The 25,847-nt window shown below is 68.9% G+C and carries 23 protein-coding genes; 11 read left to right on the top strand and 12 right to left on the bottom strand.

All coding sequences use genetic code 11. The features are described from left to right. Nucleotides 1-39: 39 nt before the first annotated feature. From GSI01S_RS07480 to GSI01S_RS07455, 6 genes are all read right to left on the bottom strand, one after another. A complete protein-coding gene (locus tag GSI01S_RS07480) occupies nt 40-3,555 on the bottom strand; it encodes an ATP-binding protein (RefSeq protein WP_039867170.1) in 3,516 nt (1,171 codons plus the stop codon). A 26-nt stretch (nt 3,556-3,581) separates the two neighbouring features. Next, nucleotides 3,582-5,030, bottom strand: coding sequence for an MFS transporter (locus GSI01S_RS07475; protein WP_006895909.1), 1,449 nt, complete (start codon nt 5,028-5,030; stop codon nt 3,582-3,584). A gap of 126 nt (nt 5,031-5,156) precedes the next feature. Further along, the gene (locus GSI01S_RS07470) at nt 5,157-6,005 is read right to left on the bottom strand and encodes a lysophospholipid acyltransferase family protein (RefSeq protein WP_233500170.1); all 849 of its coding nucleotides are present in this window, start codon (nt 6,003-6,005) and stop codon (nt 5,157-5,159) included. 23 nt (nt 6,006-6,028) lie between these two features. After that, on the bottom strand, nt 6,029-6,859 hold the full coding sequence (locus GSI01S_RS07465; RefSeq protein ID WP_006895907.1) for a GNAT family N-acetyltransferase: 831 nt from the start codon (nt 6,857-6,859) through the stop codon (nt 6,029-6,031). Nucleotides 6,860-7,024: 165 nt separating this feature from the next. Next, nucleotides 7,025-7,978 carry an electron transfer flavoprotein subunit alpha/FixB family protein gene (locus GSI01S_RS07460; protein WP_006895905.1) on the bottom strand — a complete coding sequence of 318 codons (954 nt, stop codon included), beginning with the start codon at nt 7,976-7,978 and terminating at the stop codon, nt 7,025-7,027. A 51-nt stretch (nt 7,979-8,029) separates the two neighbouring features. Further along, nucleotides 8,030-8,815, bottom strand: coding sequence for an electron transfer flavoprotein subunit beta/FixA family protein (locus GSI01S_RS07455; RefSeq protein WP_006895904.1), 786 nt, complete (start codon nt 8,813-8,815; stop codon nt 8,030-8,032). Between the two features lie 99 nt (nt 8,816-8,914). Between GSI01S_RS07455 and GSI01S_RS07450 the strand changes: the two genes are divergently transcribed. From GSI01S_RS07450 to GSI01S_RS19480, 8 genes are all read left to right on the top strand, one after another. Further along, nucleotides 8,915-9,787, top strand: coding sequence for a class I SAM-dependent methyltransferase (locus GSI01S_RS07450; protein WP_006895899.1), 873 nt, complete (start codon nt 8,915-8,917; stop codon nt 9,785-9,787). 22 nt (nt 9,788-9,809) lie between these two features. Beyond that, nucleotides 9,810-11,372, top strand: coding sequence for a 1,4-alpha-glucan branching protein domain-containing protein (locus tag GSI01S_RS07445; RefSeq protein ID WP_006895898.1), 1,563 nt, complete (start codon nt 9,810-9,812; stop codon nt 11,370-11,372). Continuing rightward, entirely contained in the window at nt 11,372-12,619 is a 1,248-nt protein-coding gene (locus GSI01S_RS07440) for a glycosyltransferase family 4 protein (protein ID WP_006895893.1), read from the top strand. Before GSI01S_RS07445 ends, GSI01S_RS07440 begins: the two co-directional genes overlap by 1 nt. Before the next feature lie 174 nt (nt 12,620-12,793). Further along, entirely contained in the window at nt 12,794-13,318 is a 525-nt protein-coding gene (locus GSI01S_RS07435) for an alternate-type signal peptide domain-containing protein (protein WP_006895892.1), read from the top strand. A gap of 29 nt (nt 13,319-13,347) precedes the next feature. Further along, on the top strand, nt 13,348-13,935 hold the full coding sequence (locus tag GSI01S_RS07430) for a hypothetical protein (RefSeq protein WP_006895891.1): 588 nt from the start codon (nt 13,348-13,350) through the stop codon (nt 13,933-13,935). Next, entirely contained in the window at nt 13,932-14,666 is a 735-nt protein-coding gene (locus GSI01S_RS07425) for a signal peptidase I (RefSeq protein WP_006895890.1), read from the top strand. Before GSI01S_RS07430 ends, GSI01S_RS07425 begins: the two co-directional genes overlap by 4 nt. Next, entirely contained in the window at nt 14,663-15,274 is a 612-nt protein-coding gene (locus GSI01S_RS07420) for a hypothetical protein (protein ID WP_006895889.1), read from the top strand. Before GSI01S_RS07425 ends, GSI01S_RS07420 begins: the two co-directional genes overlap by 4 nt. A 4-nt stretch (nt 15,275-15,278) precedes the next feature. Further along, the gene (locus GSI01S_RS19480) at nt 15,279-16,862 is read left to right on the top strand and encodes a S24/S26 family peptidase (protein ID WP_006895888.1); all 1,584 of its coding nucleotides are present in this window, start codon (nt 15,279-15,281) and stop codon (nt 16,860-16,862) included. 54 nt (nt 16,863-16,916) lie between these two features. Here GSI01S_RS19480 and GSI01S_RS07410 read toward each other — a convergent pair whose 3' ends face one another. Then, nucleotides 16,917-17,678, bottom strand: coding sequence for an acyltransferase (locus tag GSI01S_RS07410; protein WP_039867167.1), 762 nt, complete (start codon nt 17,676-17,678; stop codon nt 16,917-16,919). Nucleotides 17,679-17,805: 127 nt separating this feature from the next. Here GSI01S_RS07410 and GSI01S_RS07405 point away from each other — a divergent pair, with 127 nt between their 5' ends. Next, the gene (locus GSI01S_RS07405) at nt 17,806-19,122 is read left to right on the top strand and encodes an outer membrane protein assembly factor BamB family protein (protein ID WP_006895886.1); all 1,317 of its coding nucleotides are present in this window, start codon (nt 17,806-17,808) and stop codon (nt 19,120-19,122) included. Here GSI01S_RS07405 and GSI01S_RS07400 read toward each other — a convergent pair. Further along, nucleotides 19,119-20,324: a THUMP-like domain-containing protein gene (locus GSI01S_RS07400; RefSeq protein WP_006895885.1), complete on the bottom strand. Its 1,206-nt coding sequence runs from the start codon at nt 20,322-20,324 to the stop codon at nt 19,119-19,121. The genes GSI01S_RS07405 and GSI01S_RS07400 overlap by 4 nt on opposite strands. A 63-nt stretch (nt 20,325-20,387) precedes the next feature. On the opposite strand from GSI01S_RS07400, the gene GSI01S_RS07395 reads away from it, so the two are divergent. Continuing rightward, complete coding sequence (locus GSI01S_RS07395) at nt 20,388-21,062, top strand: ferritin-like domain-containing protein (protein WP_006895884.1); 675 nt, start codon at nt 20,388-20,390, stop codon at nt 21,060-21,062. A gap of 79 nt (nt 21,063-21,141) precedes the next feature. On the opposite strand, the gene GSI01S_RS07390 is transcribed toward GSI01S_RS07395, so the two are convergent. Continuing rightward, nucleotides 21,142-22,161 (bottom strand): class I SAM-dependent methyltransferase, encoded by a 1,020-nt coding sequence (locus tag GSI01S_RS07390; protein ID WP_006895883.1) that lies wholly within the window; start codon nt 22,159-22,161, stop codon nt 21,142-21,144. Between the two features lie 14 nt (nt 22,162-22,175). Then, complete coding sequence (locus tag GSI01S_RS07385; protein ID WP_006895882.1) at nt 22,176-22,964, bottom strand: enoyl-CoA hydratase/isomerase family protein; 789 nt, start codon at nt 22,962-22,964, stop codon at nt 22,176-22,178. Between the two features lie 92 nt (nt 22,965-23,056). Between GSI01S_RS07385 and ligD the strand changes: the two genes are divergently transcribed. Next, on the top strand, nt 23,057-24,004 hold the full coding sequence (gene ligD, locus GSI01S_RS07380) for a non-homologous end-joining DNA ligase (protein WP_006895881.1): 948 nt from the start codon (nt 23,057-23,059) through the stop codon (nt 24,002-24,004). Nucleotides 24,005-24,035: 31 nt separating this feature from the next. Here ligD and GSI01S_RS07375 read toward each other — a convergent pair whose 3' ends face one another. Together GSI01S_RS07375 and GSI01S_RS07370 are read right to left on the bottom strand one after the other, a co-directional pair. Continuing rightward, entirely contained in the window at nt 24,036-24,860 is an 825-nt protein-coding gene (locus tag GSI01S_RS07375) for an NUDIX hydrolase (protein WP_006895880.1), read from the bottom strand. A gap of 112 nt (nt 24,861-24,972) precedes the next feature. Then, nucleotides 24,973-25,806 carry an ABC transporter ATP-binding protein gene (locus GSI01S_RS07370; RefSeq protein ID WP_006895879.1) on the bottom strand — a complete coding sequence of 278 codons (834 nt, stop codon included), beginning with the start codon at nt 25,804-25,806 and terminating at the stop codon, nt 24,973-24,975. Nucleotides 25,807-25,847: the final 41 nt, after the last annotated feature.

The raw sequence follows: 25,847 nt of genomic DNA, 5'->3' as shown, positions 1-25,847 counted from the left end.
ACGGCGGCGCGGAGATCCGCACCTGTCCCGAACCGACTGTCACTCAGTGCGCTTGCATCCTTCTTGGACTGCCCTTGGCACACTCGTCCGCCGCTCGGCGGCGTGCGCGACGTCGACTACTGCCTGGAGGCCCAGCGCACGGGCCTGCGCGGCGATCGCCGCGATCTCCCTCGCACGGTCGGCCGAGTCAGGTGCCCGCAGAGCTTCGAAGAGGCGGCAGCGCAGCAGCCCGGGCCGGCTGTCCCCGGCGATCGAGAGCGCTCGTGCGCGACCCAGCGCCGCGTCCGCGGCCGCATCGTCACCGATCAGGTCGTAGAGGCCGGCGAGCGCCAGGTCGACGGGGCCGACGCAACCGACCTGACCGACCGTGGCGATATGCCCCGCGTAGGGGGCGAGCACATCGATGAACGCCCGCGCGTCGTCGACGAAGCGCTCCTCGACCACGAGATTCGCCAGCACCACGGCCTGCGCGAGCGACGTCCAGATCATCGGGCGGTCGTCCGCGCGCCAGAGATCGATCATCGACTGGACCAGCGCGGCGTCGCCGTGCTCGACGGCCACGGTCGCCACACCCGCGGCCAGCAGCGTCGATACCCGATTGTCGGGCGCCGCGGACATCACGGTCCGCACCCATTCCATGCGGTCCCCGCCGCCGGTGCCGAGCACCTCATCGACGACGTCGTCGAACACGCCCCGCTGATTCGCCGTCGCCATCAGCGCGAGCGCCCCGGAGCCCGCAACATACAGTTCCGTCTGCCGATGGACCGCGAGGGCGGTCCGGAAGTGCTCTTCGGCAAGCGCGAAGTCGCCGTGCCAGACCGCCAGCGCGGCCTCCATCCAGCGCAGTTGCGCGCGCAGGACCGGCAGTCGCATGCGCTCACTGCCTGCGATCGCCGCACGCAGACGAGCCTTCGTCTGCGGGATGTCGCCGAGCGTCATCGCGGCCATCGTCACGACCGAACCCGCGATCACCTCGTCGAGTTCGGCATCCGCGTGAGGCAGCGCGGTCAGGTCATCGGCCAGCGAGATCAGCTCGGCCGCGCGTCCGGAGACCCCGGAGTAGGTGATGAGGCGCGCGAGAATCGCGTCGGCCATCACATCGGGATCGCCGACCGCAGCGGCCACCTCGGCGGCTCGCTCCAGAAGCCCGGCAGGCACCGAGGCGTCCCGGTGATAGCAGTGTCCGATCGCGAGCGCTCCCAGCACTCGAACCAATGCTATGGAGTCGCCGTCGACGATGTCGACCGCTGCGGTGAGGACCTCGTGCAGCGACCCGGTCTCGGCGGTCGGCGAGATCCACGGCCAACCACCGCCCGCACGCAGTAGAACACCCGCGAGACGCCCTACCGTGACAGTGCTCCCGTCACGCATCGCCCGCACCAGCATGGCCTCGACCGTGTCCAGGACGAGCTGAGCCCGTCCGGCGCGGACCTGCGCGTGCAGCATGCCCGTAAGCAGCGCGTCCCGCTCGTCGACCGACGCTTCCGGACCCGCCAGTGTCTCGTGTGTCCGGAGCGCGCGGCTGAGCCAGTGCGCTGCGCTCTCCGAGTCCCAGCGGACCGCCGCATCGTGCGCCGCCTCCCGGCAGGCGGCGACCACGTCGGGCACCTCGGCCACCGGCAACGCGTCGAGCAGGTGCGCTGCGCGGCGGGCGCTCATCTCCGGGCCGCTCCGCGCCGCGAGCAGTTCGGCGGCCCGCAGATGGATCCGGCAACGGCGCAGCGGCGCGAACATCGTCTCGGCCTCGTCGCGCAGAAGTGCGTGGGCGAAGGTCAGTCCACCGCTGCTCGGCAAGGGGACGACGATCCGCTCGTCCGCGGCTTCGTCGAGACAGTCGGCGACCGCGTCGACGCTGCGGGAGGTCAGTTCCGACAACATCGCTATGTCGATCTCCTCGCCGATCACCGCGGCGTGGCCGATGACCTCGCGGACGGTCGGATCGAGTGTCGCCAGCCGGCGACCGAGCACCGATCTGACCGCCGCCGGGATCACGTCGCGGCGCTGTTCCTCCGGCAGCCGGGCATACTCGGTCACATACAGCGGATTGCCACCGGTCCGGGCCACCAGCTGGTCGAGTTCGGCGGCCGACAAATCGGTGTCCGCCACCGCCCGCACCAGCTCACCGACCGCCTCGCGCGACAGCTCCGGCACGTCGAGCAGTCGGCCGCCGGATCGTGCGACGGCCTCGCGGAGCGACTGCGCGGCGTCGGTCGCCTCCTCCTCCCGCAGTGTCAGGACGACGGTGACCGGCGCATCCCGAAGTACCGGCGCAAGGTAGCGGAGCAGTCCCAGCGACATCGCATCGGCCCACTGGACATCGTCCACGACGATCGTCAGCGGTTTCGTCGCGCTCTCGTGTTCGAGGAGGGCTTGCACGCGGTCGTAGACCTCGAAACGGGCCGCGTCGGCGTCGGCGCCGTCGGAGACCGTCAGCAGATCCGTGTCCGCGTTCAACGCGCGGCAGAGCTGGCGCAGGGGCCACCATGCCGGAACGCCCTCGGTGTCCGGGCAGCGCACCCACACAGCCCGATCCCCCGCCGCCTCGGCGAGGTGGACCGCCTCCTCGGCCAGACGAGTCTTGCCGATGCCGGCGGGTCCGGACAGGATCAGCCAGCGGGTGCCGGTGCCCGCCGTACGCAATTCGCGGAGCACGCGCACCGCATCCTCCCTCCCGACGAGCGGCGCCCCGATATCGCGGGCCACCTCGCCCGCGAGCTCTTGCGTCTCGACGGGCTGGACGGCTCGCGGTTCCGGGGACGACACCGGCCGGGCGCCGGTCCAGCGAGGAGTCAGCGGCCAGGCTGCCAGCTCGGGGTCGTGCCTGAGCACCGCACCCTGCAGCTCACGCAGTTCAGCGCTCGGGTCGAGGCCGAGTTCCACGTCGAGATCGCGGACATACGCCGCGTACGCTTCGAGAGCGCTCCCGGCCCGACCGTCGCGATACAGTGCGACCATCCGCAGCCAGACGCTCCGCTCCCGGAGCGGGTCCTGGCGGCACAACTCAGTCGCGGCGACGAGTGCGGTCGCCACATCGCCGTGCGCAAGGAGCGCCGCGATCTGAGCCTCGGTGGCCGCACGCCGCAGCTCGGTCGGCGCCGTCGACTCCACTTCGATCCAATCGCGGTCCTCGAACTCCTCCAGCAACGGCCCCCTCCAGAGCGCCAGAGCGGCTGTCGAGGCAGACAGCGCGGTCTCCCAGTCAAACGCGTCGACCGCATCGCGCGCCTCGCCGGCCAGTCGCCCGAACTCCAGCAGATCGAACCGATCCTGGCCCACCGCCAACCGGTAGCCGGGACTGACCCGCTCGATCGGAGACGCACCGGATGCGTCACGCAGCAGTCTGCGGAGATTCGAGATGTAAGCCTGCAGACTGGTCGCCACCGCCGCGGGCGGATCGTCTCCCCAGACCGCGTGCACCAGCCGATCGGTCGAAACGACGGCGCCACGGGCCAGCAGCAGCGCCGCGAGGACCGCGCGCTGCTTGGGCGACCCGGGGTCGACGGGCATGCCGTCACGCCGAACGACGAGTGGCCCCAGCACCCGGTACTCAAGCATCACAGCCCCAGCTCATCCCGTCGATTCTAGAATGCGACGCGCGGGCGGTCGTCGGCTTCGGCAGGCGTCGCATCCGATCGCGCCTGCCTGATCCACACTGCGGCCGCTGCCGCTCCCACGAGAGCCGTCCCACAGCTCACCCACAGTGCCAGCCGCAGACCGTCGACGAATTCCGCCGGGGATCCGCCCGCCAGGACGGACCGCGCGGGGAACAGGGCTCCCAGCGCAGCGACACCCAGTGCGATCCCGGACTGCCGAAAGGCGTCGTTGATTCCCGCGGCCAGTCCGGCATCGTCACCGTGGCTCTCACTGAGCACGACACCGCTCATCACCGGATTGAACACCCCGGCGCCGATGCACGCGACGACGAATCCGGGAACCATCACCAGACCGCTGCTGTGCACACCGCCGAGCGTCATCATCGCCATCCCGACCGCGACCGCCACCAGCGAGAGCGCGAGGGCCCGGCCGGGCGGAACAGAGGTCAGGAAACGGTCCGTGACACCGGCGACGGCCAGCATGACCACAGTTCCCGGCAGATACACGAGCCCGGCGCCGATCGGCGACATGCCGAGGACACCCTGCAAGTAGACAGTGACGTACACGAAGACCGCGAACATCGACGCCGAGATCGCGAAGACCGCGACCTGTGCGCCGGCGAATGAGCGATTCGCGAACATCGCCAGGGGCAGCATCGGCTGGTCTACTCTCCTTTCGACACTGATGAATCCTGCGAGAGCCGCTACCGCGACGGCGAAGGCGGCCACCGTCGCGCGATCGGTCCAGCCCCGCTCGTTCGCCTCGACGAGGCCGTAGGTGAGCGCGGCCAGTCCGATCACCACTGCGAGTTGTCCCCGGCGGTCGCCGCGTCGGGGCGCGCTGCTGCGCGACTCCGCGACGTGGCGCACCCCCGCCAGGATGACGAGGCCGACCGGCACGTTGATGAGAAAGATCGATCGCCAGGCGAGCAATTCGGTGAGGAGACCGCCGAGCAGCGGACCGACCGCGAACGACGCGCCGATGGTCGCGCCGTACACCGCGAGCGGCCGCGCCCGATCGGACCGCCGGGGAAACGCGCCGGCGAGCAGAGCGAGCGACGAGGCGAACAACAGCGCGGCGGCCAGCCCCTGCACCACCCTGGCGACGATCAGCATCGGCATGCCGACAGCGGCCGCACAGAGGATCGACGCCCCGGTGAATCCCACGGTGCCGAGGATGAACACCCGTCGTCGCCCGTAGCGGTCCGACCATGCACCGGCGCTGAGCACGATAGTCGCGAGTGCGAGCGTATAGCCGTCGACCACCCACTTGAGCGAGGCCATGCCGGCATCGAACTCGCGCGCCATCGCGGGAAGGGCGGTGTTCACCACGGCGATGTCGAGCATCAGCATCGCGGTGGCGGCGCAGACCACCGCGGTCGTCATCGTCTGGGAGAGGTCCCGGCCGCGCCGGGAAACTCGATCAATGTGTTCCATTAGTCCTGACCTCGTTCGTTGAGATTGACGAGAACAGGTTCCGGGGCGGTCCTTGGAAGCGCCTTGCCGCGCCCATGGCCCCGCGGTCACAGTGCGTCCGGCGATGCGGCTGCCGACCCGTCGGCGTCAGGCCGCGGTCGGCACCGGCGGCTGACCGGACAGATCCACGTCCAGTTCCCGCATCGCCGAGATCGGCTCCGCCGGCAGAATCAGTCGCTGGGCCGCGGCCGCCAGACCGCGTCGATCCCCTGCAGGCATCTGCAGGTCGAAGATCGTGATCGTGACGGTGAGATGGCGCGATCGCACGATACGTGACAGCGTGCTTGCGACGGTGTCTTCGCCCAGGAATCCCGGCATGGTGGTCCGTGAACCGCGATCGGTGTACGAGAGTCGGACCGGCAGGATCGGAACCCCGGCATCGACGGCCGCTTGGAAGAACGCCGGACGGAATCGGCCGGACGCGGTTCCGCACCAGGTGGTGCCCTCGGGGAACACGGCCACACGGCGCCCGGCGTCGAGAATGCCGCCGACCCTGTCAATCATCGGCCGCAGCCGGCGCAGATCGCCGCGCCGATGCGCCAGTACTCCGAACAGGCGGGCGATCGGGCCGAAGCCCGGCATCGCCAGCACCTCGCTCTTGGCGACGAAACGCGCGGGCGCCACACATGCGATCGCGACGATGTCCAGATAAGAGATGTGGTTCGCGACGATCAGCGCGCCGCGCAACCGGGGCGCATGTGACGGACGGCGATCGTCGATCTCGAGCAGCACCCCCATCGAGCGCAGCGTCACTCGGGCGCCGGCGCGCCAGTACCGGTGGCGCAGCCCGCGCGGGCACGCCACGGTCAGCAGTCCGAAGAGCAGGATCGTCACGCCGACGACAGCGAACGACGTGAGCCGCACGCTCGCTCGCAGCCGGGACACCGGGGGCGTGTGCGTGTGCACGCAGTGCACACCGCACGGACTGACGGGCATCCACGGACTGGACTCCACTGCGCCTACTTCCCGTCGGCGCCGAGCCGGGTCATCGCACCCCGGAGACGGTCGGTGTACCGCTGGTCGCCGTTGTGGCGATCCAGGACGGTGAGGAAGTCACCGACGTCGAACACCTCGTCGAACGCCGGCTCCCCGCACACGCGGGCACCGAGGCGGACATAGCCGCGCAACAGTGCGGGCAGCCGGTTGACGGCGGGAGGCTCCAGATCGTCGAGCCTGGCTCCGTCGACCTCCACGTGCCGGTACGGGTACACCTGCCAGGGCGCCCGGTGCCTGTCGCGGGCGAGGTCGCGGATCCCGCGCAGTTCCCGACCGCGGCCGATCGCCGATTCCAGGGGCACCGATACGCAACCCATCAGATACCGGTAACCGCCCGCCTCGAGGTAGTTCAGGACGGCCGCCCACAGCATCGCCGTCACCGAACCGCTGCGGTGACCCGGATCGACCACCGCGCGGCCCATCTCGACCGTCTCGCCGCGGATCTCCGAGAGCTCTCCGAGATCGAATTCACCGGCCGAGTACCAGCCGCCGGCTGCGATCGCCCTGGGCGGCGGCAGCACCCGGGCGCAGCCGACGAGTGCCCCGGTCGGCATGTGACGGACCAGCATGTGGTCGCAGAACTCGTCGAAAGCGTCGGCGTCGCGGCCCGAATCGGCGTCGCCGATGGCGTCGGAGTAGCCGGGCTCGCCGTTGAATACCTCGTATCGGAGTCGTTGCGCGTCGTCGATGTCGTAGGGGTTCTCGGAGATCAGGACCTGGTAGTCGCCCCCGGCGAGGACCGGTCGCGCGAGGATCGGAGACGGGAATCCGGTGGAGACGTCCGTTACTGTCATGCCTCGCAGTCAAGGCGCGTCGTTGAACGTCCCCGGCAATGCGACGTGACGTGTCCGGACACTGCGGGTGAACTCCTGTCGTGCTCGGCTCACGCGGAAATGCGGATCGCCCCGCCGCACGGGGTGCGGCGGGGCGATCTCGACGCTTACGCGAAGATCAGCGCATCACTTGCGCTTGTTGATCTCCTCGGTCAGCTGCGGGGCGACGTTGAACAGGTCGCCGACGATGCCGAAGTCGCTGATCTCGAAGATCGGGGCCTCTTCGTCCTTGTTGACGGCCACGATGGTCTTCGAGGTCTGCATGCCGGCACGGTGCTGGATCGCGCCCGAGATGCCGAGGGCGATGTACAGCTGCGGCGACACGGTCTTGCCGGTCTGACCCACCTGGAACTGGCCCGGGTAGTAGCCCGAGTCGACGGCGGCACGCGATGCGCCGACAGCGGCACCGAGCGAGTCGGCCAGTGCCTCGACCACCGAGAAGCTCTCGGCCGAACCGACACCGCGGCCACCGGAGACGACGATCGACGCCTCGGTGAGCTCGGGGCGGTCGCCGCCGACGTTCGGCGCGAAGCCGGTGATCTTCACACCGCCTTCCTGAGCCGGAACCTCGACCTCGACGACCTCGCCCGCACCGGCGGCCGGCGCGGCCTCGACGGCGCCGGGGCGCACCGAGATGACCGGGGTATCGCCGCCGGCCTGCGCGTCGACGGTGAACGCGCCACCGAAGATCGAGTGCACGCCTGCGCCGCCCTCCTTGACCTCGATGACGTCGGTCAGCAGACCCGAGCCCAGACGCACGGCCAGACGGCCGGCGATCTCCTTGCCGTCCGCGGTGGCGGCGACGAGGACGCCTGCGGCGCCGTTCGCCTCGGCCAGCTGCGACAGCACGTCGACCTTGGGGGTGATGAGGTAGTTCGCGACGTCGTCCGACTCGGCGACGTAGATCTTCTCGGCGCCGGCCTCGGTGAGACCCGCGGTGACGCCGGCAGCCGAGCCCGGCTTGCCGACGACGACAGCGGACGGGGTGCCGAGGGCGCGCGCCGCGGTGATGAGCTCGCTGGTGACCTTCTTCAGCCCACCTTCGGCGTCCTGCTCAACGAGCACGAGTACTTCAGCCATGATTGTTCTCCTGAATGTCTATGGGTTCGCCAGATGAAGTGGTGGGCGCGATCAGATGATCTTCGCCGCGACCAGGAACTCGGCGACCTTGACGCCACCGTCGCCCTCGTCCGTGACGCGCTCGCCGGCCGTCTTCTCGGCCTTCGGGGTGACGCCGGTGACGGTGCTGCCCGCGTTGGCCAGACCGACGGTGTCGGCCTCGACGCCGATCTCCGCGAGGGTCACGACATTCACTTCCTTCTTCTTGGCGGCCATGATGCCCTTGAAGGACGGGAAGCGCGGCTCGTTGATCTTCTCGTTGACCGAGACGATCGCCGGCAGGGCGGCCTCGACGTTGAAGATGCCTTCGTCGGTCTCCCGCTCACCGCGCAGGGTCTCGCCGTCGATCTCCAGCTTGCGCAGGTGGGTCAGGTGCGGCAGCTCGAGGTACTCGGCGATCATCGCCGGCACAGCGCCGCTGCGACCGTCGGTGGCCTCGTTGCCCGCGATGACCATCTCGACGCCCTCGATGGTGCCCAGCGCCGACGCCAGAACGTAGGCGGTCTGGACCGCGTCGCTGCCGTGCATCAGGTCGTCCTTGATGTGGATGGCCTTGTCCGCACCCATCGACAGAGCCTTGCGGATGGCGTCGGTGGCGCGCTCGGGACCGGCGCACACCAGCGTCACCTCGCCGCCGTTGGCTTCCTTGATCTGCAGCGCCTCTTCCACAGCGCGCTCGTTGATCTCGTCGAGCACTGCGTCGGCGGCTTCCCGGTCGAGCGTGAAATCGCCATCGGCGAGCTTGCGCTCGGACCACGTGTCGGGAACCTGCTTGATCAGAACGACAATATTCGTCATGGGTCTACGTCGACCTCCTGCATCGGGTTCGGCAACTTACCGGCCGGTAAGGCCATGGTTCACTCATCACTTTAGCGGCTGGTACTCGGCGACGAGAACATGGCACCGATCACTTCCCGCATGCAGGCGCCCACCCGCACGGGTACTAAGGTCGTGGCGGTGACCGATTACCAGGCGACACCGCAGTCCGATCAGCTCGCGCTCACCGGTGAACGCACCGTACCCGGAATCGCCGCGGAGAACTACTGGTTCCGCAGGCACGAGGTGGCCTACGAGTACATCCTCGACCACTGCGCGGGCCGCGACGTCCTCGAAGCCGGATCGGGTGAGGGCTACGGCGCGTCGATGATCGCCGCGCGCGCGAAGTCGGTGACATGCGTCGACTACGACGAGCAGGCCGTCGATCACACACGCCGCCGGTACCCCGAACTGGTCGTCCACCGGGGCAATCTGATCGACCTCCCGCTGGCCGACGGATCGGTGGATGTGGTCGTCAACTTCCAGGTGATCGAACATCTGTGGGACCAGAGTGCCTTCGTCGCCGAGTGCCACCGCGTTCTCCGCCCGGGCGGGGTGCTTCTGATGAGCACCCCGAACCGCATCACCTTCTCCCCCGGCCGCGACACTCCGCTGAACCCGTTCCACACCCGGGAGCTCAGCGCGGCCGAACTGACCGAACTGCTGACCGGAGCGGCCGCGCCGAACGGGCCCGACGACGCCGGCCCGGCGGCCTTCGACGTCCGGCAGATGCTCGGCGTCCACCACGGCCCGGCGCTGCGCGACCTCGACGAGAAATGGGGTGGATCGATCATCGACGCCCAGATCGACCGCGCACTCGCCGGAGACGAGTGGCCCGCCGACCTGGCCGCGGACGTCGCCGCGGTGGCGACCTCCGATTTCGACATCCTCTCCGCCGACGACGCCGACATCGACGCGAGTCTCGACCTGCTCGCCGTGGCCGTGCGCCGCTGACGACCCTCGATCTGGAGCCGTGATGAGCACGACCGCCGCTGCACCGCGCGCCGAGAAGGTACCCGGCCAGTTCACCCTGGTGCTGCATTCGCATCTGCCGTGGCTGGCCAATCACGGCCGCTGGCCGGTCGGCGAGGAATGGCTGTACCAGTCGTGGGCACACTGCTACCAGCCCGTCTTCGCCGCCCTGCGACGCCTCGCCGACGACGGATACACCGACCTGATCTCCTTGGGCATCACCCCGGTGCTGGCCGCCCAGCTCGACGACCCGCACTGCGCCACGTCGATGTACGAGTGGCTGGCCGACTGGCAGTTGCGCGCGATGGAGGCCGCGACCTCACCGGACGCCGACCGTCGTGCGATGGGCCACCGCGAGTTCCGTGCGGCCGCCGGAGCACTGGCCGATTTCGAGTCGCAGTGGCGGCACGGCGGCAGCCCGCAGATCCGTCCGCTCGTCTCCGCCGGGGTGATCGAACTGCTCGGCGGACCGCTCGCCCATCCCTTCCAGCCGCTGCTCGACCGACGACTCCGGCAGTTCTCCCTCCGGGAGGGTCTCGCCGACGCGCGGTTGCGCTGGGGCACGCAGCCGTCGGGCATCTGGGCGCCGGAGTGCGCGTACACGCCGGGCATGGAGCAGGAGTACGCCGCTGCCGGCGTAGGCCACTTCATGGTCGACGGCCCCACATTGCACGGCGACACGGCGCTCGGCCGCCCGGTGGGCGACTCCGACGTCGTCGCGTTCGGACGCGATCTGACCGTCAGCTACCGCGTGTGGTCGCCGAAGTCCGGCTACCCCGGGCACGCGAACTACCGCGACTTCCACACCTACGATCACCTGACCGGTTTCAAACCCGTTCGGGTCACCGGCAAGAACGTGCCGGGTGACGCCAAGAAGCCCTACGATCCGGCTCTCGTGGACCCCGTGATCGACAAGCACGTCGACGACTTCATCGACTGCGTGCGCTCACGGCTCATCGCCGAGTCGGACCGGATCGGCCGTCCCGCACACGTGGTCGCGGCCTTCGACACCGAGTTGTTCGGCCACTGGTGGTACGAGGGACCGGTATGGCTCGAGCGGCTCATGCGCAGGCTGCCCGAGTCGGGGATCACGGTCGGATCGCTCGCCACCGCCCGCCGGAACGGATTCGTCGGCGACCCGGTCCGGATCGACGACTCGTCGTGGGGCTCGGGCAAGGACTGGCGCGTCTGGGAGGGTCCGCAGGTGCAGCACCTGGTGCGGCTCAACGAGGAGGTCACCGCGACCGCGCTCGATTGCCTCGACAAGCGGCTCGACGGCGGTCACGGGATTCCGGACGTGCGGGACGAGGTAGCCGACCAGATTCTGCGCGAGACGCTGCTGACGGTGCAGTCCGACTGGCCGTTCATGATCTCGAAGGACACCGCCGCCGGCTACGCCCAGGACCGCGCGTACAAGCATGCGCACGCCACGCGAGAGATCTGCGAGGCCTCCGATGCGGGCAAGGAGCAGCGGGCCGCCGGGCTGGCCGCCGGGTGGCGCCGCGCCGACAATCTGTTCGGCGCACTCGACGCCCGCCGTCTGCCGAGCCGCGAAGGCGGGTTCTGATGCGCGTGCTGATCGTCTCCTGGGAGTACCCGCCAGTGGTGGTCGGGGGCCTCGGCCGCCACGTCCACCATCTCACCGAGGCCGTCGCCGGCCTGGGCCACGAGGTGACGGTGCTGACCCGCCGACCGTCGGGCACCGACGCCCGGACCCATCCCACCACCGACACCGTCGTGAACGGCGTCCGTGTGATCGCGGTGGCCGAAGACCCGCCGGCGTTCGATTTCGGCGCCGACATGATGGCGTGGACGCTGGCGATGGGCCACGGCTTCGTCCGCGCCGGCCTGCGCCTCCTGCGTGACGGCCCACCGCCGGACGTGGTGCATGCGCACGACTGGCTGGTGGCCCACCCCGCGGTTGCGCTGGCCGAGTACTTCGACGTTCCGCTGGTCTCGACTCTTCACGCCACCGAAGCCGGGCGGCACAGCGGATGGGTGGCCGGCCACATCAACCGGCAGGTTCACTCGGTCGAATGGTGGCTGGCCAATGCCTCCGACGCGCTGATCACCTGTTCGGCGTCCATGCGCGAGGAGGTGGCGACTCTCTTCGGCCCCGACCTGGCGCCGATCACCGTGATCCACAACGGAATCGACGTCGGCACCTGGCGGTTCGTGGATCGACGCCCGCGCAGCGGTCCGCCCGAGTTGCTCTTCGCCGGTCGGCTCGAGTTCGAGAAGGGCGTGCAGGATCTGCTCGAGGCACTCCCGGTGATCCGGCGGGCGCACCCCGGCACGCACCTCACGGTTGCGGGCGACGGCACCCAGATCGGCTGGCTGCGCCAGCTGGCCCTCGAACATCAGGTGACGGCCGCGGTCGACTTCGTCGGACGGCAGGACCACGACGGCCTGCTGAAACTGATGCACCGCTGCGACGCGATCGTCCTGCCGAGCCGTTACGAACCGTTCGGCATCGTCGCCCTCGAGGCAGCCGCCACCGGCATCCCGTTGATCACGTCCACGGCGGGTGGGCTCGGCGAAGCGGTGACCGACGGCGAGACGGGCTGGACCTTCGACCCCTTCGATCCGGAGGGACTCGCCGTCGCCGTCTGCGAGGCCCTGGACGACCCGGCGGCGACGCAGCAGCGCGCCCGTCGCGCCCGTACCCGGCTGGGCGAGGAATTCACCTGGCAGTCGATCGCCAAGCGCACCGCATCGGTGTACGCGGCTGCGCGCAGGCGCCCGCCGCGTGACCTCGGCCGTCCGGACATTCCGATGCGCCCGATGCCCGATCGAGACCCGTCGCAGCCCTGATCGAGGCCTTTCGGCCCATGCGCCTGTGGACGACATGCCCGATGCACATAACGGTTCGATAACAGAAGGTAACGGCCTATTCGGACGTCTGCGATTACTTGGTCAGTGGCACAACGTCACGATTTTCGAGTTCGGTGGCGTCGACGATGACCACCGCGACCAGAGGTAAGAGATATGAACCGTAAGACCAAAGGTGCACTGGCCGTCGGCGCGGGGGCGATCCTCCTGCTCGGCGGAGTCGGATCGTACGCACTGTGGAACGACACCGAGGACATCGTCGGCGGCAACATCACGACCGGCGACTTCGGGCTCGACTGCGGCACCGGCGGCACCTGGACCGACGTCTCGCCGACCATGATCGGCGGCAGCGCGATCAATCCCCTCGAAGACCTGATGGTTCCCGGCGACGTCTGGAAGTACTCCGGTGACTGCACTGTCACGGCGACCGGTAAGAACATGAAGGCCACGCTCGGCGTGAACCTCGGCACCACCAACGTGCCGTCTGACAACTTCGTCGTGACCACCTCGGTCAACGGCACCGACACCACCACCACGCCGATCGACGTCACGAACGGGCAGGAGCTCCCCGTGACCGTCCAGGTCGAGTTCAAGGAATCGACACCGGGTACCGAGGACACCAACGCCTCGGTGCAGGTCAGCAATATGAAGATCACACTCAACCAGGTCCGGCCGTCCTGACGGAGAATCGCTGAGCGAAACCCCGGACCGTGACCCAGCGCAGACTGCTGCTCGGAGCCCTCGGAGTCCTGGTGGTGGCACTGATCTTCGGATCGGTGTACACCACCGGGGCTCTGTGGGCCGATGAGGAGACTCGGAATCCAGGCACCATCGAGACGGGCACCATCGGCCTCGATGCACATGGCGACGGAGCGTCGTCCCACACCTTCCCCGCACTGCAGGGAACGAACATCGCGGTCGGCAACGTCACGCAGGCGCCGCTGAAGATCAAGAACACCGGTTCCACGCGGATCAAGTTCCTGCTCGCGAGCGCCGGGCCGTCGATCACGTCCTCCGGTTCGGCGGTCACGGTACGGCTGTCGGGTTCGGTCGGTGGCTGCCCCGGCGGCACGGGGGATCTGAGCGGGGCCTTTCCCGCCACCGACACCACGGGTCCGCACACGGCGATCGCGCCGACGTCCCCGTCGTCATCGGATTGGAAGGTGCTCGACGTCGGCGCCGAGACCACCTGGTGCGTGCAGGCCCAGCTGAAGTCCGTCACCGGCACCCAGCCCGCCCAGTATCAGATCAACTTCGACTTCTCCGTCGGACAGCTGCGGCCGGGACAGAACCCGTGACCGGCGACGAATCGGCTCGGACCGAGACCGGCGGCTCGGCGGAGGTGGAGCGCACACCGCGTCAGCGAGCACTGCACATTCTGTGGCAGACGGTCAGCTGGATTCTTCTCATCGCGGCATTCGCCGTGCTGTTCACGACCATCGTGATACCGAAGGTCGCCGGGACGCGGCCGTACTCCGTACTCACCGGGTCCATGCGGCCGGATTATCCGCCGGGAACGCTGATCGTGGTGAAGCCGCGTCCGTTCTCGTCGATCGAGGTCGGCGATGTGGTCACCTATCAGGTGAAGTCGGGACAGCCCGGTGTGGTGACCCACCGAGTGGTCGGATTCGACAAGTCGCCGTCCGGTCAGCCGCGGCTGATCACCAAGGGCGACGCCAACAGCGCCGTCGACCCACCGGTCCGGCCGGTGCAGGTCCGCGGAGTGCTCTGGTACTCGGTTCCGCTTCTGGGCTATGTCAACACCTGGTTCAGCGGCGCCAAACGCACCCTGACGGTGTTCGTCCTCGCCGGACTGCTCTTCGCTTACGGCGCGTGGCAGTTCTACACCGACTGGAGACAGGAGCGCCGTGACAGAGCCGCCGCCGAAGCGGCCGCGGGGCCGGCGGACGACACTCCGACCGAGACGTTCGCCGCCGTGCACAGCGACGCGCAGACCCAGCCGATCGCCGACGCCAGTGCCGACGATCCCCTTCCCGAGCGACCTTCCTCGAAGGAGCCAGAATCGTGAGACCCGGATGGAAGACGGCGGTCACCTCGAAGAGGGTCCGCGCGCTGCTCGCGTGCGGCGTGCTCCTGGGTACCGGCGCGATAGGTACCTCGGCGCTGTGGTCCACCACCTCCCAGACACTGTCGGGAACGTTCACGACCGGGGTCCTCAAGATCGAGGCGAACGGGTCACACACCGCGACCCTCACCTTCCCGGGAACACTGCTCCCGGCCTACACGACTGCTGCAATGGTGGACGTCCAGAATGTCGGCTCGGTCGCGCTCACGTACGTCCCCTCGGTGCAGGCGACCGGCACTTCCGGCACACCGCCCACCGACGTCGGCCGGTGGACGACACTGAAATCAACAGTCGTCGCCGCGAACGCCACCGTCGGCAGCACGTCGACCGGCACGGTGTGTCCGTCGGGATCGGCCACCCTCGTCTCGGCACAGAACGTCTCCACGGCGAAGACTGAATTCACTGGCGTACCCCCGCGGCCGTTGGCGGTCGGCAGCAGCGAGCGGCTGTGCATGCAGCTCACACTCCGGACCGACACGCCGGCGCAGTACGCGGGCCTCAACCTCGGGTCTGCAGGCAGCGTCGTCTTCTTCTTCGATGCGACGGGATAGCCACGTGAACGACGACGCCCCCACTCAACCGATCACCGCCACGCCGACCAGGCCGGCCGGGCCTCGGCGCCTCGCCGATCGCGCGCTCACCGTGGGCGCGGTTCTCGGTGCACTCTGCCTCCTCGCCACGGTCGTGGCCCTGATCTTCGGTATCCGGCCGCTGATCTTCGAGACCGGATCGATGGCGCCGACCATTCCCGTGGGATCCCTCGGCATCTCGAAGACCATCGACGCGAACCGCCTCGAGCCCGGAGACGTCGCCACGGTCGTGCGCGACGACGGCACACGCGTCACCCATCGCGTAGTATCCGTCGACGCGAAGTCCTCGGCGTCCGCTGAACTGACGATGCAGGGCGATGCGAACTCTGCGCCCGACCCGAACCGGTACATCGTCGCCGACGCACGGCGCGTTCTCTTCACTGTGCCGATCCTCGGGTACGTCGCATCGTGGCTCGCCAACCCGCTCACCCTCACCCTCCAGGCCCTCGCGGTAGCCGCCCTGCTGGCTATCGCATTCGCACCCGCGCGGGGGTGGCGGAACACGAAGATCGCTCATCGGCTGCTCGCCGGCACCGCGGCGGTGACCGTCATCGCCGTCGCAGCCTCCGGCATACACGGTTCCGGGCCGGCTCGAGCCGCGCAGTCAGACCAGGCGACCGCAACCGGCGCGCTGGCCACCGGGTGGGAGGCCGACCCCATCTCTCTGGCCTGTACCGCCTCGAATCCTGGATTCGGACTCTCGAAATCGGTGCAATTCAGCTGGCCCAACGTGGCACAGCCGGACCCGAACCGGAAATTCGTCCTGTCGGTGACGAAAGGCTCGTCCACCGAGGCTGACACTTTCCTGACCAGTGCTTACCCCGCAAACTCGACCATCACCAAGGACATCACAGGGGGCAGCTTCTGGACTTGGCTCTGGGACCTGCTCTTCGGCGGCGGCGACACCGTTCTAACCATTTCCCTGCGGGCCTACGATTACCTTTTCCCGTCGCAGCGGACACTGACCGTCCAAGTCCAGTTCCACGCCGCGCGACTTCTCCCACCGGCACTGCCCTACTTCGAGTGTCTCTCGCCGTCATCCGTCTCGCGGGCCGCACCCAAGGCGAGCCCGAGCGGTTCCGCGACCGCTTCGACCTCCGCAGCCCCGTCGAGCTCCGCGGCCCCCTCCACGTCTGAGTCCCCGTCGACCGCTCCAGGGTCGTCGGAGTCGAAGCCGGCGCAGCCGTCCACCACCGACAGTCCGAGCGCCACCCCCGAACTTCCGCCGGGCGGAACGCTCACCTCGTCCGGACAGTTCGCGTTCTACGACGACGGCGGCGCGGTGACGATCCGGGACGCGACCTCGACCGAGGTCGTCTACCGGGGCAGCTTCCCGTCGTCGAGTTCGGTGCGCTGGTTGCCGCAGAGTGAGCGGCTGGAGATCACCGAACCCGACGGCACCGTCGTCGTGGTGAGCCGCTCGGGCGGGGTCTGGAGTGAGGCGCGCACGCCGCCGACCACCGCTGCGCCCGACGCTCCGTCCCCGGAGGCCCCGGCCGCCCAGCCGGAGACCTCCGTCGAACCGGTTCCGGTGGCTCCGGCCGGCTGACCTCCGGCGGCTGATCGGCAGCCGCGGTGAGCCGATCCTGGATCGGCCGAGGCGCTACTCTGCGCTGGTGTCCTCGCCCCGGGCGGCGGCCTTCTTGCGCTCGATGTCGGCCAAGGCGCGTTCGAGTTCGGCGCGCTGCTCGGCGCCGGCCTCCCACGCCTCCTTGCGGTTCTTCACCATGCGGGCGGGCGCGCCGACGGCTATCGCGTAGTCGTCGATCACTCCGCGCACCACCGCATGGGCACCGAGCACACAGCCACGCCCCACGGTGGTGTTGCGCAGCACCGTCACCTTGGCGGCGATCCAGGTGTCCGGGCCGATTCGCACCGGCCCTTTGACGATGCCCTGGTCTTTGATCGGCAGGTCGAGATTGTCGGTGACATGGTCGAAGTCGCAGATGTAGCACCAGTCCGCGATCAGCGTCGATCCGCCGATCTCGAGATCGAGATATGAGTTGACGACGTTGTTGCAACCGAAGACGGTCTTGTCCCCGATGCGCATGCTGCCCTCGTGGCAGCGGATGGAGTTGCCGTCGCCGATGTGCACCCAGCGCCCGATCTCCATCCGCGACAGTTCCGGCGTCGCGTGGATCTCCACGTTCTTGCCGAGGAAGACCATGCCGCGCAGCACGATGTGCGGGTTCGCCATCCGGAACCTGGCCAGACGGTAGTAGCGCACGAGATACCACGGTGTCCACGCGCGATTGCGCTTCACCCAGCGCAGCGAGTCCATCGTCAGGAAACGAACCTGCTGCGGGTCGCGGCGGCGTCCGGCACGCCAGCGTGAACGATAGGAGGCGTTCCACATCGTGGTCATGAAGACACACAGTAAACGACGGTCTCCGACAGACCTCCGCCAGCGGACGATTGGCCTGGTGACACGACACGATAGAGTCGTGCGCGGGCGCGACGGCAGTCGCGCATCTCGACCAGATCGGAGCACGATGACCCAGGCCGCACGCCGACGTATGCGCGCGATCCTCCGCACCGCCGTTCTCGGGGCGCTGACCGCGCTGATCGTCGCCTCCTGCTCCGACGGTCACCTGGACGTGCGGTCGGTGCCCGCGGCGGGCTGGTCGTCGTACGGCGGCAACAATGCGAACTCGAACTACAGCTTCGCACGACCGCCGGCCGACCTCGAACTGTCGTGGACCCGGCCCACCGGAGGCCCGGTGACCAGTCCGGTGACCCTCAACGGCGGCGGAGACGTCGTCGTCAGCGCACGGACGCCGGTCGGTTGCAACTTCCTGGTGCTCGACTCGCGAGCGGGACGGAAGAACTTCTGCAAGCGCATGGCCGACGGCTTCTGGGGCAACGCGGCCGTCGTGGATCAGTTCTCGCAGCCGTACATCGGAGAGCCGGGCCGGTTCCTGGCGCTCACCGGCGGCGGAGCGATCCGCTGGCGCAAGGACGTGGCCGGAGTACCGACGTCGGCCAAGTTCGTCGGCCCCGGCCACGTGCTGGTGACCACGTCGCTCGGCCAGGTGACGATCCTCAATTCACAGAACGGCGATCTCGCGATGCCGCAGGCCGAGCTCTGGTCGGCGCCCGCCGCCGACCCGTTGACCGGGCTGGGCGACTGCGTGAGCGGCGGGCCGGGATGCGCGATCTCCGCGCCCCCGGCCGTCGACTGGGCGCACCAGCGCCTCTTCCTCAACTTCTTCCCGCAGGGCGCGAAATCGTCGCAGGTGAAGGCGCTCTCGTACGCCCGCCAGGGCGACCACCAGGCGATCACCGACCAGTGGGCCACCGATCTTCCCGGCGGTGTGGTCGGCCCTCCCACCGTGTCGGCCGACGGCAAGACCGTCTACGCCTTCAGCAGGGACGGCCGGATCAACGCACTCGACGCGTCCAACGGCGCGGTGAAGTGGACCCACGACAACGGCGGATACGGGTTCGGCACCATGTCCGTCTCTCCCGACGGACTGATCATCCCGGCGGGCACCATCGGCGCCCCGCTGGTGATCTTGCGCGACGCCGGCGACAGGGCCGAAGAAGTCGTTCGCCGCGACGACCTCCAGACGACGGGACTGTCGAGCATGACCGCGGCGGGCACCGCGTGGACGGTGGTCCGCACCGGCGCCGACCAGAACCTCGAATTGATGGAGATCGACACACGCTCGGGCGCTACCGAACGCACACTGCCGATGCCGGACGCCAAGGGATTCGCGACGGGCGTCGCGGTCTCGCCGACCGGCCGCCTGGCGGTCGCCACCAATATCGGCGCCGTGTACTACTACAGCCCGAAGTCGACGTCTTAGCGCCGGACACCCGGCTCGCACAGGAACGCGGTCCCCGACCGACCGATGCGCGTCATGATCAGCGCAAGAGGTCGGGAGCCCTTGAGCTTCAGCCGCTTTCGCAGACGGTCGGGGTCCACGTCGAGCCCCCGGACCAGGATCTCCAGACTCCCGCAGTCGTGCGCCGCCAGTGCGCCCCGAAGGTTCTTCTCCGAGACCCCCAGCTGGTCGAGCACCCGGAAGCCGCGCTCCCCCGCGGGCACACGGCCACCGGTCAGGTACGCGATCTGCGGGTCCAACTGCCGCAGCCCGTGTCGGTGGGCGTAGTTCCGCACCAAACCGGCGCGAACCACCGCGCCGTCCGGATCGATGATCCACTCGTCGACTCCCGGCGGATCGATGTCGTCGGGATCGGCACTGGTGATCTCGTAGTCTCGGCCGGCTGAGCGCAGGACGGTCGCTCGGCGGCGCGGCTGCGTCACTTCGCTCCACAGACATGCCTCGCGGACGCCGCCGTCGAGCGAGACGATCTGGACCTGGCCCTCGAAACCGAACCGATCGCGCAGCAGTCGGTAGTCGAGCCCCGGGGCGCATTTGACGACCAGCTCGCGTCCGGCGTACACCGCGAGCAACTCCAACAGCGGCGGATCGAGTTCGTCGAGCTTGAAGGTTCGGCCACGCGCATTCCTGCGCGCCGGGTCGGCGATCACCACGTCAGCGTTCGACACCGGCGCGAGGGCGTCGGCGCGCGCCAGCAGCCACGGCGAGCGCCGCTCGTCGCCCAGGGACATGTTGTGGTCGGCCATCGCCAACCGGACCGGATCGACGTCACTGCCGATCACACCGGCGATGCCGCTCGTCACCGACAGCGCCATCATCTCCGATCCGATGGAACAGGTCACGTCGTGCACGATGGCTCCGAGATAGCGCGCCGCGATGTCGGCCGCCCGGTGCTCGGCCACGGCCGCCGCCGTGGCCTGCTGGACCGCGGTGTCGCTCGCCAGCAGCTGATCGGCGTGAGCCAACCGTCCGGCGGCCCTACGGCGATTGAGGACGGTCTCGACGAGCGCCGGCGCGAGGTCGCCGTACCGGGAGCGCAGATCGGGCATCTCACGCAGCAGCGAATCAGGAGTCAGGGCCATCGCGGACGCGTTCTGGAGGGCCTTGTCGCCGTACCGGGAACGCAGGTAGTCGACGTCGTCGATGCTGAACTCGTAACCCACAGCGCAACCCTAGTCGGTGCGATAACCGGTATAACCGGCACCATGACATGGAGCGAGGAGTTCGTGACACGGTCCCGTATCCGGGAGCAGAATCCGGACCCCGACTGGCGAGCCGGCAGCCGACTCCCGTCACCGGTGATCCGGAGTCTGCAACGGTTCCAGGTGGGCGAGAGCGGCGACGGCGCTGCGCTGATCCGGCTTGCGGAAGCAACCGGCGATCCCGACTACGCCGCGGCGGTTCGGATGTTCGTCGCCGAGGAACAGAACCACGCGCGCATGCTGGCCGAATTGCTTCGGGCAGCCGGGGCGCCGACGATCGCCGGGCACTGGTCCGACCGCGTGTTCGTCGCGACGCGGCGCGCCCTCGGACTGCGGAGCGAACTGCTGGTACTGGCGACCGCCGAGCTCATCGCACTGGAATACTACGGCGCGCTCGCCGCATCGTCCGACCCTCTGCTGCGCGAGGTCTCGTCGCGGATCCTGGACGACGAACGCCACCACGTCCGCTTCCAGGAACGCCGGTTGCGCGAGGCGTTCGCGCCCGCACCGCGATGGGCGCGCAGGCCGGCGGGCGGCGCGTGGCAGACCTTCGCGACCGTCGTGATCGCGGTGGTGGCATTGGACCACGGGCCGGCGCTGCGCGCGATAGGCACCACGAGGCGGGATTTCTACACGCGCTGCCGTCGGCTGATGACCGACTTCCAGGTGGCGGTGTTCGACGGCGCCGGGCCGCCATAGCGATCACCGCCCGGCTCCGGCCCCTCGCGGAGGAGGTCGCCGATGCCGAGCGGTGCGTCGATCGTTTGCGGAGGGTGCCCTACTTCTCCGGCTTCACTCCGGTGATCAGAACGTTGTAGAAGAACTTCGGCGGAACCAACTTGCGGAGGACGTTCTCATCGAGCCAGGTCATGCGCTTCCAGCCGCCGAACGCGAAGCCCGCCCAGCCCCAGCCGAGCTTCTCGGGCGGCACCGCGGCCTCGAAAGTCCGGACCGGCCAGCCGAGCATGGCAGCGGCGAGTTCCTCCGCGGCCGACTCGACCTGGACCGCACCCGCGCTGGTCGCCAGTCGCTCCAGATCCTCGGGCGAGAAGGTGTGGATGTCGACGACGGCCTCCAGTGCCGCCGCGCGCGAGCTCTCGTCGAGTTCCTCCTGCGGCCGGCGCCACGACTTGAGCGGCCCGAACTTCGTGATATTGGTGGTGGCCCACCAGGTGGCGCGGCTCATCCACCGGGCGTAGAAGTCACCGTACGTCGAGGGCTCGCCGGCGAAGACGAAGCGGCCGCCGGGCTTGAGCACGCGCAGCACCTCCCGCAACGACTTCTCGACGTCGGGGATGTGATGCAGCACCGCGTGGCCCACGACCAGATCGAAGGTGTCGTCCTCGTACGGGATGCTCTCGGCGTCGGCGACCCGGCCGTCGACGTCCAGGCCGAGGTTCTCCGCGTTGCGCAGCGCCACCTTCACCATGCCCGGCGACAGATCGGTGACCGAGCCCTTCTCCGCCACACCCGACTGCATCAGGTTCAGCAGGAAGAAGCCGGTGCCGCAACCGAGTTCCATGGCCCGGCCGTACGGCAGCGGCGCATCGGGAAGGATCTTGTCGAGACGACCGCGGGCGTAGTCGATGCAGCGCTCGTCGAAGGAGATCGACCACTTCTCGTCGTACGTCTCGGCTTCCCAGTCGTGGTAGAGGACCTGCGCGAGCTTGGTGTCCTTCAGCGCGGCCTCCACCTGCTCGGCGGTGGCATGCGGATTGGGTGCCGGGTCCACTTGATCGGCGGCGTCGACGCCCGTGGGGGACGGATCGGCGGGGTTCTGGTCGTCGATGGCGGTCATTGTCGGGTCTTTCCCTACTTTCCGGTGAATTCGGCTTTGCCCGGGCCGTTGGCTACGAACGACTCCATGCCGATGGTGCGGTCCTGCGTCGCGAACAGGGCCGCGAAAGCCTGTTCTTCGATCTTGAGTCCGGTGGCCAGGTCCACTTCGAGACCCGAGTCGACGGCGGTCTTCGCGGCGGCGAGGGCGGCCGAAGCCGCTCCGGAGAACTGGCCCGCCCACTTCAGCGCTTCGTCGTACACGTCGTCGGGTGCCACCACCTGGTCGACGAGACCGATCCGCAGAGCTTCCTCGGCACCGACGAACCGACCGGTGAAGATCATGTCCTTGGCCCGCGAGGGACCGATCAGCCGCGCGAGCCGCTGCGTGCCGCCGCCTCCGGGGATCACTCCGAGCAGCACCTCGGGCACGCCGAGCTTGGCGTTGTCGCCGACGATGCGCCGATCGGCGCCCAGCGCCACCTCGAGTCCGCCGCCCAGCGCGTAACCGGTGATCGCCGCGACCGTCGGCTTCGGGATCTCGGCGATCGCCCCCAGCGCCCGCTGCAGACGTCCGGCGACCTTCTGCATGTCCGAGAACGACATATCGTTCATCTCTTTGATGTCGGCGCCCGCCGCCAGCACCTTGGGCCCGCCGTAGATGACGACGGCCTTGACGTCGTCGCGCACGCTCGCCTCGTCGGCGGCCGCCGCGAGCTCATTCTGGACCTGACGGTTCAGCGCGTTCATCGGCGGACGGTTCAGCAGGATCGTCCCGACGCCCGGATGTTCCTCGGACGTCTCCAGCGTCACAAACTCAGCCATGAGGGCAGGCTACCGGTAAGTCAGGTCGTCGACCCAACCGGGCGGTAAGCATGTGACACCTGAACCCTCCCGAGAGGGATTAGTGTTGCCGCATGGGTGACGAAGCCGTCGTACTGCAGGTTCCCGGGCCCGACGGGTCGGTTCGCGACGTGCGGGTGAGCAGCCCCGACCGTGTCTATTTCGCCGATGCCGGACTCACGAAGCTCGACCTCGCGAGGTACTACCTGGCCGTCGCGGACGGCATCACCCGCGCTCTGTACGAACGGCCGTGCATGCTTCACCGCTTCCCTCGCGGGACGGCGGAGAAGAAGGTCCACCAGAAGAAGCTCCCAGCCGGTGCGCCCGACTGGGTGCAGACCGTCGACATCTTCTTCCCCCGGTACTCGCGCACCGTCCACGAACTGTGCGTGACCGAGCCCGCGGCGGTGCTCTGGGCCGTACAGATGGCGACTGTCGAGTTCCACCCCTGGAACTCGCGGCGCTCGCACGTCGAACAGCCCGACGAGTGGCGGATCGACCTCGATCCGATGCCCGGCGCGGACTTCGCCCGCGTCCGCCGGGTGGCGCACGTGGTCCACGAGATACTCGACGAACTCGGCATCCGCGGATTCCCGAAGACGTCCGGCGGGCACGGACTGCACGTCTACGTTCGCATCGAACCCGAGTGGGGATTCGGCGACGTGCGCCGCGCCGCACACGCCTTCGGTGCCGAAGTGGTGCGACGGCTGCCCGGCGACGCCACGGTGACGTGGTGGCGCAAGGACCGCGATCCCGACGCCGTCTTCATCGACTTCAACCAGAACGCCAGGGATCACACGATGGCCGCCGCGTACTCGATCCGCGCGAACGCCCGCGCCACGGTCTCGGCGCCGCTGCGCTGGGACGAGATCGACGACGCCGAGCCGGACGACTTCACCGTCGCGACGATGCCCGCCCGCTACGCCGAACTCGGCGACCTTCACCGCGCGATCGACGACCGCGCATTCCGGCTCGACCCCCTGCTGGAGTGGGCCGACCGAGACGGACTCGCCGGCGAGTAGCACCCGCGCCGGATGCCGCGCCCCTCTCCGGCTACGACGCGGTGTCCCCGAGCCGTTCCATCCGGCCGTCGGCGAGCGAGGCGAGGTACTCGTCGGAGTCGGCGAAGCGGAGCCCCTGGAGTCCTGCCGGGTCGGCGATGGCCGGTTCCACCGGCGCGATGACGTGCTCGGCGGCCATCAGTTCGGCGACCGTCGCGTACCGGGCGACCTCTCGGAGCTGCGACCACGTGGGCGGGAGCAGAAAGTGCCGCCCCGCCTCCCAGTCGGCCAGCGCTCGCTCCGCGGTCTGCCACTCGGTGGCGGCCGCCTCCGAGGTCTCGCCGTCGGCGTTCTGCCCGGCGGGGAGTTCCGCGAGGAAGAAGCGGGTGTCGTAGCGGCGAACCTCGTTCTTGGGGGTGATCCAGTGCGACAGCGGCGCGAGCAGATCGGTGCGCAGCACCAGTGCGTGCTCGTTCAAGAACTGCGCGAACGAGATCTCCTTGTTCACCAGGCGGGCGCGTTCACCCGCCAGGCTCGCCGGGTCCGGATGGACGGCGTCGGCCGACCCGGCGAGGAGCACCCCGCATTCCTCGAAGGTCTCGCGGACCGCGGCGCACACCAGCGCCCGCACGGTCTCGACGTCGGTGCCGAACTTCTCGCCCCACCAGTCCACGTCCGGGCCCGCCCACGCGATCTCCGCATCGCGGTCGCGATCGTCGACACCGCCGCCGGGGAACACCGTCATCCCGCCGGCGAACGCCATCTGCTTGACCCTGCGCTGGAGGAAGATCTCGATGCCGTCGGCGGAGTCTCGGACGAGGACGACCGTGGAGGCGTCCCGCAGCGGCACCTGGGCCGAACCTTCTTCAGCAAACATGCACGTTCCTTCGACTGAGCGATCGTCTGCGACCGAACTTACGCTCGGTCGGCCGGATTCAATACTCGCATACCCAAGAAACGCCGCATCGATATTCGGTGGGCCGGTCGGGTCATTCCCCGCGACGGTGACCGCCCGCTCGGCGTGCGCGACGAGCGAAGTAACGGCCGTCGTCCCGGGTGAGCGCGATGTTCTGGCGGAAGGTCGCCGTGAGGTTCTCGGCCGTGAGCGCCTCGTCGAGCGGACCCTGTGCGGTCACGGCGCCCTCGGACAGCATCATGATGTTCGTGAAGCCCGGCGGAATCTCTTCGACGTGATGCGTGATCAGCACCAGCGCCGGGGAATCCGGATCGGATGCGAGCACACTCAGCCGGTCGACGAGTTCCTCGCGCCCGCCGAGATCGAGTCCCGCGGCCGGCTCGTCCAGAAGCAGCAGTTCCGGGTCGGTCATCAGACCTCGGGCGATCAGCACTCGCTTGCGTTCGCCCTCCGACAACGTGCCGAACGTGCGATCGGCGAGGTGTTCGGCGCCCATCGACTCCAGGATGTCCGCCGCCTGCGCCCGGTCCATCTCGTCGTACTGTTCGCGCCAGCGGCCCAGCACCGAATAGCCTGCCGAGATCACCAGGTCGGAGACGAGTTCGTCGCCCGGCACACGGGCCGCCATCGCCGAACTCACCATGCCGATCCGGGTCGACAGCTCACGCACGTCGGTGCGGCCAAGCCGCTCGCCCACCACGAACGCCTCACCGCGGGTGGGGAAGTCCATGGCCGCGGCCATCCGGAGCAGCGACGTCTTCCCAGCGCCGTTGGGCCCGATGATCACCCATCGCTCGTCGAGCTCCACCTGCCAGTTCACCGGGCCGACGAGCGTCTTGCCGTCACGCACCAGGGAGACGTCGCGAAAATCGATGAGCAGGTCGGGGTCAGCAATCAGTTCGGTCACGTCTCCATGGTGCCGGATGCCTCACATCGCCGGTGCGGCGG

The organism is Gordonia sihwensis NBRC 108236, from assembly GCF_000333035.1.
Lineage (GTDB): Bacteria > Actinomycetota > Actinomycetes > Mycobacteriales > Mycobacteriaceae > Gordonia > Gordonia sihwensis.
The sequence above is the reverse complement of the archived record's forward strand: the minus strand, read 5'-3'. Positions and strand labels throughout refer to the sequence as shown.

Coding starts and splice junctions, on each gene's coding strand:
- GSI01S_RS07480 (WP_039867170.1), bottom strand. CDS start 3,555: ATGCTTGAGTACCGGGTGCTGGGGCCACTCGTCGTTCGGCGTGACGGC.
- GSI01S_RS07475 (WP_006895909.1), bottom strand. CDS start 5,030: ATGGAACACATTGATCGAGTTTCCCGGCGCGGCCGGGACCTCTCCCAG.
- GSI01S_RS07470 (WP_233500170.1), bottom strand. CDS start 6,005: ATGCCCGTCAGTCCGTGCGGTGTGCACTGCGTGCACACGCACACGCCC.
- GSI01S_RS07465 (WP_006895907.1), bottom strand. CDS start 6,859: ATGACAGTAACGGACGTCTCCACCGGATTCCCGTCTCCGATCCTCGCG.
- GSI01S_RS07460 (WP_006895905.1), bottom strand. CDS start 7,978: ATGGCTGAAGTACTCGTGCTCGTTGAGCAGGACGCCGAAGGTGGGCTG.
- GSI01S_RS07455 (WP_006895904.1), bottom strand. CDS start 8,815: ATGACGAATATTGTCGTTCTGATCAAGCAGGTTCCCGACACGTGGTCC.
- GSI01S_RS07450 (WP_006895899.1), top strand. CDS start 8,915: ATGGCACCGATCACTTCCCGCATGCAGGCGCCCACCCGCACGGGTACT.
- GSI01S_RS07445 (WP_006895898.1), top strand. CDS start 9,810: ATGAGCACGACCGCCGCTGCACCGCGCGCCGAGAAGGTACCCGGCCAG.
- GSI01S_RS07440 (WP_006895893.1), top strand. CDS start 11,372: ATGCGCGTGCTGATCGTCTCCTGGGAGTACCCGCCAGTGGTGGTCGGG.
- GSI01S_RS07435 (WP_006895892.1), top strand. CDS start 12,794: ATGAACCGTAAGACCAAAGGTGCACTGGCCGTCGGCGCGGGGGCGATC.
- GSI01S_RS07410 (WP_039867167.1), bottom strand. CDS start 17,678: ATGACCACGATGTGGAACGCCTCCTATCGTTCACGCTGGCGTGCCGGA.
- GSI01S_RS07405 (WP_006895886.1), top strand. CDS start 17,806: ATGACCCAGGCCGCACGCCGACGTATGCGCGCGATCCTCCGCACCGCC.
- GSI01S_RS07390 (WP_006895883.1), bottom strand. CDS start 22,161: ATGACCGCCATCGACGACCAGAACCCCGCCGATCCGTCCCCCACGGGC.
- GSI01S_RS07385 (WP_006895882.1), bottom strand. CDS start 22,964: ATGGCTGAGTTTGTGACGCTGGAGACGTCCGAGGAACATCCGGGCGTC.
- ligD (WP_006895881.1), top strand. CDS start 23,057: ATGGGTGACGAAGCCGTCGTACTGCAGGTTCCCGGGCCCGACGGGTCG.
- GSI01S_RS07375 (WP_006895880.1), bottom strand. CDS start 24,860: ATGTTTGCTGAAGAAGGTTCGGCCCAGGTGCCGCTGCGGGACGCCTCC.